The sequence below is a fragment of the Bradyrhizobium sp. sGM-13 genome, from assembly GCF_018398875.1.
Classification (GTDB): domain Bacteria; phylum Pseudomonadota; class Alphaproteobacteria; order Rhizobiales; family Xanthobacteraceae; genus Bradyrhizobium.
Genome location: NZ_JAGWDK010000007.1, coordinates 17,576 through 26,649, shown reverse-complemented (window position 1 = coordinate 26,649; position 9,074 = coordinate 17,576). Strand labels below are relative to the sequence as shown.

Below are 9,074 nucleotides of genomic sequence, written 5' to 3'. Positions count from 1 at the left end.
GGCGTTCACCGTATTTTCTTGTCGGAGATCGACTGCGGCTTGCCGCGCGCTGCCTGACCGAGCGTCCGGATGATGGCGCGCCGCGCCAGGCCGATCTTGAAGTCGTTGTGTCCATAACCTTTGGCGCCATGCAGCAGCCAATCCGCGGCCTTCGCAAATGCGGTCGCGTCAGTGCGTTGTCCGAGCAGGGCTGCTTCGGCCGCGGTACTGCGCCATGGCTTGTGTGCGACGCCGCCGAGCGCCAGGCGGGCTTCCTTGATCGTGTCGCCGTCGAGTTCGAGCGCTGCCGCCACCGAGACCAGCGCGAACGCATACGACAGACGATCGCGAATCTTCAGGTAGGAATAGTTCTCGCTAAATCCTTTTGGCGGAAGCTCGATGGCCGTGATGATCTCATCGGGTTCCAGATTGGTGTCGCGCTGCGGCGTGTTGCCGGGCAGGCGATGGAAATCGGCAAACGCGATGGTGCGCGCCCCGGCCGGACCTGTGACATGCACGGTGGCTTCGAGCGCTGCGAGTGCCACGCACATGTCGGAAGGATGCGTAGCGATGCAGGCCTCGCTCGTTCCAAGGATCGCATTGATGCGGTTGACGCCATCGATCGCCGAGCAGCCGCTGCCCGGTTCACGTTTGTTGCAGGGCGTCGCCGTGTCGTAATAATAGAAGCAGCGCGTCCGCTGCAGCAGGTTGCCGCCGGTCGAGGCCATGTTGCGCAGCTGCTGCGACGCGCCTGATAGTATCGCGCGCGCCAGCAGTGGATAGCGCCCTTCGATCAGGGGGTGGTAGGCGAGGTCGGTGTTCGGCACCATCGCGCCGATCAGAACGCCGCCGGCGGAGGTTGGCTCGACGCTCCTGAGCGGCAGGTGCGAAATATCGATCAGCCGGCTCGGCGCCTCGACATCATATTTGATCAGGTCGATCAGGTTGGTGCCGCCCGCGATGAATTTTGCGGAAGGATCCGTGGCGATCTGCTTGATAGCGTCGGCGACGTCGTTGGCTCGCGTGTACTGGAACGGGATCATGATCGCTCCATTGCTTGCAGGATTGCCGCCACGATGTTCGGATAGGCGCCGCAGCGGCAGATGTTGCCGCTCATCAGTTCGCGGATCTCATTGGGCGTTCTTGCCTTGCCCTCGGCGATCAGCCCGACGCCCGAACAGATCTGTCCCGACGTGCAGTAGCCGCACTGAAACGCATCCTGATCGATGAACGCCTGCTGTAGCGGATGCAGCACGCCATCGCGCGCAAGGCCCTCGATCGTGATTATCTCGGCGCCTTCCTTCATCACGGCCAGCGTTAGGCAGGAGTTGATCCGCCGGCCGTCGACGAGCACGGTGCACGCGCCGCATTGTCCGTGGTCGCACCCTTTCTTGGTGCCGGTCAGGTCGAGATGGTCGCGCAGCGCGTCCAGCAGCGTCGTCCAGGGAGCGACCTGAAGTTTGACCGCTTTGTCGTTGACGCGCAGCGTTATCGAAATTTTCTCAGGTACCGATGCGATGCGCCCGGCACGCGATACTGTCCCAGAATGCGTCATTTTCTTCTCCGCCTGTTCTGGTGCTTGGGATGGTCAGATCCGCACGTCAGTACGATGGCTCTCACCACGCCATTTGTCATGAGCAAAAAATGAGGCCAGGATTTCCGAGCCCGTCTACAACCAACTCGTTCGAAGAAGGTTCAGGACGAGGCGCGCGATATACTCATCCCGGATTGGGACAGCGATGTTGATGCTTCCTCTGCCATGATCGAATGACGCCGATATGACCGCCATTCGGTGCGCATTTCTCGCGCGCGCGATCGCGCGCGAGAGCTCCGCGCGCGCCGCTTCTGCACTATTTCGAGCAAAAGTGGCTACAGCCGGTAGGCCGTGCGAAAGCCGCCCCAGTGGCGGCCCTTGACGCGGATCGGCACGTCGATCTCGCGCATCATCACAGTGTTACCGTTGCCCATGTCGCGGGCGTAGCTCTGGATCAGATAGGCGCGCTGATTGCGTCCGGCAGCGAGTCCGGCCGGATCGTTGAAGATACGGCGGTTGCGGCTGTTGGCGGTATTCCAGGTGACGTCGCCCGGCCGCTGCGGGTGCGAATAGATTTTGTTGTGCACCGGCAAATAGCCGTTGGTGTCGATCATGGCGCAGAACGCCATCCGCGTATCCTTGGCAAGGAACGCTTCCTGGAACGGCGGCAGCGCGCGATCGGCCCAGTCCAGGATTTTGGTGCGGTATTGCACCGGGTTGCTGCCTGGTATCTCGACATAGTTGGTGTCGAACATGTCTTCCATCGAGATGGCGCCGCTATCGATACCGTTCTCGAAAATCTTCTTCAGCGCCGCGCCGGCTTCCATCGCGCGGGTGACCGCTTCGGTGTTGTCGTCCTGAATCGACCACAGCTTGTCTTCGATCTTCTCGGTCAGCGCGGCGTTGGTCCGCTCGAACCGGGCCTGCGTGCCGGCCTTCGAGCGCTCACTGACGCGAATGCGACAAGCGCCGATGTCCTGGAGCGTCGCCTCGAAACTCTGGCCCTGCGCGAGCCCTTCGGCGTCTGGCCCGCTGACCAGGATGCCGTCGATCGAAATCTCATAGACCGGCGCCCATATCACGCCGCGCGGCGTCTGGATTTCGATCTTGAGGCTGCAAGGTAGTTTTTGCTGTTCGCGGCGCTCCGTGCGCTCGCCTTCCTTTTCTCCTTGCCGCAGCAGCACCGCGCAACGCGCCTTGAGCTTCTGCGCAAACGTGGTGACGGCCCGTCCGGCCTTGGCGACGCTTTCGCCATGGGCCTCGGCTTCCTTGGTGGCGCTGTCGATTTCGGTGGCGCTGGCACCGACGGAAGCGATGAAGCTCGAAGCGGAGGCCGCATTGTCAGCCATCTCGCCGGTGGTCGCGCTCTGCTCGGCGACCGCGCCGTTGACGTTCTCGAACACCGGGCGGATCGCCTCGATCGCCTGCGTGATGCGATGCACTGCATCAACGGAGCCTGCGGCATCCCGCTGCAGCGCCTCGATCTTTTTGCTGATTTCCTCTGTCGCGTTCTGGGTCTGCACCGCGAGCGCCTTCACTTCGGTGGCGACCACGGCAAAACCGCGCCCGGCTTCGCCGGCGCGCGCGGCCTCGATGGTGGAATTGAGCGCCAAGAGCGTGGTCTGCCGCGCGATTTGCGCGATCAGGTTGACCACGTTGCCGATCGCGGCCGATGATTCCCTCAGGCGGTCGACATTGGCGCCGGCTTCGCGGGCGGCCTCACTGGCCTGGTCGGCGAGTTTGCCGGCGTCGCGCACCTGGGAGCCGATCCCTTGCGCCGATTGGGTGAACTTGTCGGCGGCGTGCGAAAATGTCGTCGCCGTGCCCTGTGCAGCGCTGGTGCGGCTCGTCAGGGCGTCGGTGCGCTGGCGAATGGTGGAGAGCGTCGCAGCGGTCGCCTCGGCGCCGCCGGCGACCGAATTGGCCGCGCGCTCGAGCTGGCGGATCATCGCGCCGAGTTCGAGTTCCAGAAGCTCGAGGATCGCCTTGGCCGACTCGCCATCACCGGAGCCGGCCTCCGTCACGGCGGCGGCCGACTGCCCCTTGGGCTGAACGGCAGGTAAAGCCGGTTCCGGCACCTGCTTTTTGAACAAACCGAAGGCCATGGGGTCCCTTAAAAGTTGAGGGCGCGTGCGAAATCCTCTCATCCGAGCATGAAGTCATGGTTAACAAGTGCCTGTTTTTCCCGTAGGCACGCACTACTTTAGTCGCCGAATCGGCCGTAAATCTTTGATTTCAGCCGGTTTCCGGCCTATAAGGCCGCGCTTCACCCCCTACACTCCCGGATGAATCCAAGAGACTCCGCATGGCCGGCCATTCCCAATTCAAGAACATCATGCACCGCAAGGGCCGGCAGGATGCCCAGAAGTCCAAGCTGTTCAGCAAGCTGGCGCGCGAAATCACGGTCGCCGCCAAGCTTGGCACGCCAGACCCGGCGATGAACCCCCGGCTGCGCGCGGCCGTGATCGCGGCGCGCCAGGAGAACATGCCGAAGGACAATATCGAGCGCGCCATCAAGAAGGCGATCGGCGGCGAGAGCGAGAGCTATGACGAAATCCGCTACGAGGGCTACGGCCCCGGCGGCGTCGCCATCATCGTCGAGGCGCTGACGGACAACCGCAACCGCGCCGCCTCCGACATCCGCTCCTACTTCACCAAGTCCGGCGGCAATCTCGGTGAAACCGGCTCGGTCGCCTTCATGTTCGACCGCACCGGCATCATCGAATACGACGCCAGCAAGGCCTCCGACGACGCGATGCTGGAAGCCGCCATCGAGGCCGGCGCCGACGACGTCGTATCCAGCGAAAGCGGCCACGAGATCTACGCCTCGCAGGAAACCTTTCGCGAGGTTGCGAAAGCGTTGGAAGCCAAGTTCGGCGAAGCCCGCAAGGCAGCGCTGACCTGGAAGCCGCAGAACACGGTCGCGGTCGACGACGAGACCGGCGAGAAGCTGTTGAAGCTGATGGATCTCTTGAACGAGCACGACGACGTGCAGAACGTCTACGCCAATTTCGAAGTCTCCGACGCGCTGGTCGCCAAGATGGGCGGGTAGGGTGTCGTCCCTGCGAACGCAGGGATCCATACGCCGCGGCTTCTCCGTAGCGCGATGAGAATAGTTACTTCGTGAAACAATCAGAGCCGGTGGTTATGGGTCCCTGCGTTCGCAGGGACGACGATGGTTCGAGTATTAAGGCGCATTAACTCTCCGGCACGGCCAGCCCACATCCGGGGGATTTCCGTTCTCTTTATGTTTCGTTCACCCAGCTCTGGCGTTATCACTACGCCATGACATCCCCACCGATTCGCCACCCCGTCCGGATTATCGGCATCGACCCAGGCCTGCGCCGCACCGGCTGGGGTGTGATCGAGACCGAGGGCAACCGGCTCGTCTTTATCGGCTGCGGCTCGGTGGAGCCGCCGGACAATCTGCCGATAGCGAGCCGCCTGCTCGCGATCCATGAGGGGCTCGCCACAGTCCTCGGCGATTTCAGGCCGGCGGAAGCCGCAGTGGAGCAGACTTTTGTCAACAAGGACGGCGTCGCGACGCTGAAGCTCGGCCAGGCCCGCGGCGTCGCCATGCTGGCGCCCGCGATGTTCGGTATTGCCGTTGCGGAATATGCACCCAACCAAGTCAAGAAAACCGTGGTCGGCGCCGGCCACGCCGACAAGAACCAGATCGCGGTGATGCTGAAGATATTGCTGCCGAAGGCCGAACCGAAATCCGCCGACGCCGCTGACGCGCTGGCGATCGCCATCACCCACGCCCACCACCGCCAGAGCGCTGCGCTGCGGCTGAAAGTGGCGAGCGCATGATCGGCAAACTCAAAGGCCTGATCGATTCCTATGGCGAGGATTACGTGATCCTCGATGTCGGCGGCGTCGGCTATCAGGTGCATTGTTCCTCGCGCACGCTGCAGGCGCTGCCGTCGCCAGGTGAGGCTGCGGTGCTGTCGATCGAAACCTATGTCCGCGAGGACCAGATAAAACTGTTCGGCTTCCGCACCGATACCGAGCGCGAATGGTTCCGCCTCTTGCAGACCGTGCAGGGCGTCGGCGCCAAGGTCGCGCTCGCCGTGCTATCGACGCTGCCGCCTGCTGAACTCGCCAACGCCATCGCGCTGCGCGACAAGGCCGCGGTGTCGCGCACGCCGGGCGTCGGACCGAAAGTCGCCGAGCGCATCGTCTCTGAATTGAAGGACAAGGCGCCTGCCTTCGCCAATGTCGACCCCGCCGTGGTGCATCTGGCCGGCGCGATCGACAGCCACCGCGCGCCGCGCCCGGTCACCGACGCGATCTCGGCTTTGGTCAATCTCGGCTACGGCCAGCCGCAGGCCGCCGCCGCCATTGCCGCCGCCTCGCGCAGCGCGGGCGAGAATGCCGAGACGGCCCAACTGATCCGGCTGGGCCTGAAGGAGCTGGCGAAATAGACTATGTTCGCCACTGATAGATGAAGGAATGCGTTTCCGCCATGTTGAGTGAAAAAGACCAGGAACTAATTGCCGCCGCGATTGACGCGATCAGGCCGCGTTATCGCAACAAATGGCAGGAGGTCGGCGCTGCGATGCGCACCCGCGACGGCCGCATCGTCACTGGCGTGAATATCGACGCCTATATCGGCCGGATCGCCGTCTGCGCGGAGGCGATCGCCATTGGGCGCGCCATCACCGAAACCGGCGATCACGGCATCGAGACCATCGTCGCCGTGCGCCATCCCAAGCCGGACGAGCCCGGCGATATCGCCGTGGTATCGCCCTGTGGCATCTGTCGCGAGCTGATCCACGATTACGATGCAAAGGCGCGGGTCATCGTTCCCGACAATGGCCGCGAGCCGAACGTCGTCACTATCGGCGAGCTTTTGCCCAACAAGTACCGGAGAGGTAACGGGTGAACACCCCCTCCCGCATCGTCACCCCCGAGCGCCGATCCGACGATGTCGGCGACACTGCTTTGCGTCCGCAACTGCTGTCCGAGTTCGTCGGCCAGGCGCAAGCGCGCAAAAATCTCTCGATCTTCATCGAGGCGGCGCGCAAGCGCGGCGAGGCGCTGGACCACGTGCTGTTCGTCGGGCCTCCCGGCCTCGGCAAGACCACGCTGGCGCAGATCGTCGCGCGCGAGCTCGGCGTCGGCTTTCGCGCCACGTCCGGTCCCGTCATCGCCAAGGCCGGCGATCTCGCGGCACTGCTCACCAATCTCGAAGAGCGCGACGTGCTGTTCATCGACGAAATCCATCGCCTCAGCCCGGCCGTCGAGGAAGTGCTCTATCCCGCGATGGAGGATTTCCAGCTCGACCTCATCATCGGCGAGGGGCCGGCGGCGCGTTCGGTCAAGATCGATCTCGCAAAGTTCACCCTTGTCGGCGCCACGACGCGCGCAGGGCTGTTGACCAATCCGCTGCGCGACCGTTTCGGCATTCCGATCCGGCTGAACTTCTACACCGAGGAAGAGCTGGAGAAGATCGTCAGCCGGGGCGCCCGCGTGCTCAACATCGGCATGACGGCCGACGGTGCCAACGAGATCGCGCGCCGCGCCCGCGGCACGCCGCGTATCGCCGGCCGCCTGCTGCGCCGCGTACGCGATTTTGCATCCGCAGCCGACGCCAGCTCGGTCGACCGCGCCATCGCCGACCACGCGCTGAGCGCGCTGGAAGTCGATGCCGCCGGCCTCGATGCCATGGACCGTCGCTATCTGACGACCATCGCGATGAACTATGGCGGCGGCCCGGTCGGCGTCGAGACTATGGCGGCGGCGCTATCCGAGCCACGCGATGCCATCGAGGACATCATCGAGCCGTATCTGATCCAGTGCGGCTATCTGCAGCGCACCCCGCGCGGTAGGCTGCTCACCTCGCACGCCTTCCGCCACCTCGGCCTCGCCGAGCCCGCCCGCGATCCCGCGCAGTTCGGCCTGTTCGGCAACGACAGCGACGACTGATCACTTCGAACCCGATCACTCGGGGAATGCACTAACGGCGGCTGGATGCTCTGGTGCGGCAGAATCGCTGGTGAGAAGCTGCTGGAGGTCTGCTAACGTTCTGCACAAACGTACCCCAATTCAGGCCCAATCCGCCACCATGTTGGCGCTGCATCACGATTGGATCACATGTTAACACGCCGTCATTTCTTGAAGTCCATGGGTGGATTGGGCGCGCTGGGCGCCTCGACCACCGCTTACGGGTTCAGCGCGCCGCTCGTCCGGCTTCGGGTCGAGCGGTACAATATCTCGCCGCCGCAATGGCCGGCCGGTCTCAATCTCAGGATCGCCGCCATCGCCGACCTCCACGCCTGCGATCCCTGGATGTCGCTCGATCATATCGGTGAGATCGTCGAACGCACCAATGCGCTCAAGCCTGACATCGTTGTCATGCTCGGCGACTACGTGGCCGGACATCGCAAGGTTACGCGCTTCATTCCCGACGCCGAATGGGCGGGAGCGTTGGCCGGATTGAAGGCGCCGCTCGGCGTGCATGCGGTGCTCGGCAATCACGACTGGTGGGAAGACAAGGAAGTGCAGCGCAACGGGCAGGGGCTGCCGAGCGCGGGCCGTGCGCTGGAAGCGGTCGGTATCCCGGTGTACGAAAACGACGCCAGGAAGCTCAGCAAGAATGGTCACTCGTTCTGGCTCGCCGGTCTCGGTGACCAGCTCGCCTATGTGCCGGCGCGCCGCTTCAGGTTGCTCAAGCGGATCGGGGTCGATGACCTCGGCGCGACGCTGGCGAAGATCACCGACGACGCGCCCGTGGTTCTGATAGCGCACGAGCCTGACATCGCGCGGCGCGTGCCCTCGCGCGTTGCGCTGCAGCTCTCCGGACACACCCATGGCGGCCAGGTGCGGATGCTGGGCTGGTCGCCGATCTCGCCGTCCGGCCAGCAGCTCGCCTACGGCCACATCAAGATGAACTGCGACGTCGTCGTCTCCGGCGGCCTCGGCTGCAGCATCATGCCATTCCGGCTCGGCGTTCCCCCGGAGATCGTGCTGGTGACGCTGGCGGCGGGGCAGCCGGCCGTGGCGTAGCGTTCCTCGCAGCGCTTGCGCGCCGCGCCGATTTTGCGCAAAAGCAGGGCTTTCCAGCGCGATCAGGAACCGCAAGTGGCATTACCTAGTCTCGACGGCGAGATCCGCGACGGCCGCCATCATATGCAGGTCCGTGTCTACTACGAGGACACCGATTTCTCCGGCATCGTCTATCACGCCAATTACCTGCGCTTCATGGAACGCGGGCGCACCAATCATCTGCGGCTGATGGGCGCCTCGCAGCATGCGCTGTTCGAACAGGCCGAGGTGGAGACGCCGGGCTTTGCCTTTGTGGTGCGCTCGATGCAGCTTGACTACCTGCGGCCGGCGCGGATGGACGACGTACTCGACGTCGTGACATGGCCTATCGCGGTGAAGGGCGCTTCGATCACGCTGGCACAGGAGGTGCGGCGCGGCGAGGATGTCCTCGTCAAGGCCGAGGTGCGCGTTGCCTTCATCAGCGAGGGACGGGCGCAGCCGATCCCGAAATCGTTGCGGCTGTTGATGAAGGCCGATCTGGCGCCGGAGTAAACCTTCGGATTGACTCTGT

10 protein-coding genes are annotated in these 9,074 nt (G+C 64.0%); 7 read left to right on the top strand and 3 right to left on the bottom strand.

Annotated features, from left to right (window positions below):
• Nucleotides 1–5 precede the first annotated feature (5 nt).
• The 3 genes from KJQ96_RS12355 to KJQ96_RS12345 all read right to left on the bottom strand — a co-directional run bounded on the left by KJQ96_RS12355 (nucleotide 6) and on the right by KJQ96_RS12345 (nucleotide 3,618).
• On the bottom strand, nucleotides 6–1,022 hold the full coding sequence (locus KJQ96_RS12355; RefSeq protein ID WP_213286883.1) for a xanthine dehydrogenase family protein subunit M: 1,017 nt from the start codon (nucleotides 1,020–1,022) through the stop codon (nucleotides 6–8).
• Nucleotides 1,019–1,534, bottom strand: coding sequence for a (2Fe-2S)-binding protein (locus KJQ96_RS12350; protein WP_213286882.1), 516 nt, complete (start codon nucleotides 1,532–1,534; stop codon nucleotides 1,019–1,021). The genes KJQ96_RS12355 and KJQ96_RS12350 overlap by 4 nt, the downstream gene beginning before the upstream one ends.
• A gap of 314 nt (nucleotides 1,535–1,848) precedes the next feature.
• Nucleotides 1,849–3,618 (bottom strand): methyl-accepting chemotaxis protein, encoded by a 1,770-nt coding sequence (locus KJQ96_RS12345; protein ID WP_213286881.1) that lies wholly within the window; start codon nucleotides 3,616–3,618, stop codon nucleotides 1,849–1,851.
• Between the two features lie 200 nt (nucleotides 3,619–3,818).
• Here KJQ96_RS12345 and KJQ96_RS12340 point away from each other — a divergent pair, with 200 nt between their 5' ends.
• From KJQ96_RS12340 to ybgC, 7 genes are all read left to right on the top strand, one after another.
• Nucleotides 3,819–4,565: a YebC/PmpR family DNA-binding transcriptional regulator gene (locus tag KJQ96_RS12340; protein WP_065743088.1), complete on the top strand. Its 747-nt coding sequence runs from the start codon at nucleotides 3,819–3,821 to the stop codon at nucleotides 4,563–4,565.
• Between the two features lie 233 nt (nucleotides 4,566–4,798).
• Nucleotides 4,799–5,326: a crossover junction endodeoxyribonuclease RuvC gene (ruvC, locus tag KJQ96_RS12335; protein WP_213286880.1), complete on the top strand. Its 528-nt coding sequence runs from the start codon at nucleotides 4,799–4,801 to the stop codon at nucleotides 5,324–5,326.
• On the top strand, nucleotides 5,323–5,940 hold the full coding sequence (gene ruvA / locus KJQ96_RS12330) for a Holliday junction branch migration protein RuvA (RefSeq protein ID WP_028349220.1): 618 nt from the start codon (nucleotides 5,323–5,325) through the stop codon (nucleotides 5,938–5,940). Before ruvC ends, ruvA begins: the two co-directional genes overlap by 4 nt.
• 41 nt (nucleotides 5,941–5,981) lie before the next feature.
• Nucleotides 5,982–6,401 carry a cytidine deaminase gene (locus KJQ96_RS12325; protein ID WP_213286879.1) on the top strand — a complete coding sequence of 140 codons (420 nt, stop codon included), beginning with the start codon at nucleotides 5,982–5,984 and terminating at the stop codon, nucleotides 6,399–6,401.
• Entirely contained in the window at nucleotides 6,398–7,444 is a 1,047-nt protein-coding gene (gene ruvB / locus KJQ96_RS12320) for a Holliday junction branch migration DNA helicase RuvB (protein WP_213286878.1), read from the top strand. The genes KJQ96_RS12325 and ruvB overlap by 4 nt, the downstream gene beginning before the upstream one ends.
• 168 nt (nucleotides 7,445–7,612) lie before the next feature.
• A complete protein-coding gene (locus KJQ96_RS12315; protein ID WP_213286877.1) occupies nucleotides 7,613–8,524 on the top strand; it encodes a metallophosphoesterase in 912 nt (303 codons plus the stop codon).
• 123 nt (nucleotides 8,525–8,647) lie between these two features.
• The gene (gene ybgC / locus KJQ96_RS12310) at nucleotides 8,648–9,055 is read left to right on the top strand and encodes a tol-pal system-associated acyl-CoA thioesterase (RefSeq protein WP_213287124.1); all 408 of its coding nucleotides are present in this window, start codon (nucleotides 8,648–8,650) and stop codon (nucleotides 9,053–9,055) included.
• Nucleotides 9,056–9,074: the final 19 nt, after the last annotated feature.

Excerpts from the sequence above, each read along its gene's own strand:
- KJQ96_RS12355 (WP_213286883.1), bottom strand. The coding sequence starts at position 1,022 with ATGATCCCGTTCCAGTACACGCGAGCCAACGACGTCGCCGACGCTATC.
- KJQ96_RS12350 (WP_213286882.1), bottom strand. The coding sequence starts at position 1,534 with ATGACGCATTCTGGGACAGTATCGCGTGCCGGGCGCATCGCATCGGTA.
- KJQ96_RS12345 (WP_213286881.1), bottom strand. The coding sequence starts at position 3,618 with ATGGCCTTCGGTTTGTTCAAAAAGCAGGTGCCGGAACCGGCTTTACCT.
- KJQ96_RS12340 (WP_065743088.1), top strand. The coding sequence starts at position 3,819 with ATGGCCGGCCATTCCCAATTCAAGAACATCATGCACCGCAAGGGCCGG.
- ruvC (WP_213286880.1), top strand. The coding sequence starts at position 4,799 with ATGACATCCCCACCGATTCGCCACCCCGTCCGGATTATCGGCATCGAC.
- ruvA (WP_028349220.1), top strand. The coding sequence starts at position 5,323 with ATGATCGGCAAACTCAAAGGCCTGATCGATTCCTATGGCGAGGATTAC.
- KJQ96_RS12325 (WP_213286879.1), top strand. The coding sequence starts at position 5,982 with ATGTTGAGTGAAAAAGACCAGGAACTAATTGCCGCCGCGATTGACGCG.
- KJQ96_RS12315 (WP_213286877.1), top strand. The coding sequence starts at position 7,613 with ATGTTAACACGCCGTCATTTCTTGAAGTCCATGGGTGGATTGGGCGCG.
- ybgC (WP_213287124.1), top strand. The coding sequence starts at position 8,648 with ATGCAGGTCCGTGTCTACTACGAGGACACCGATTTCTCCGGCATCGTC.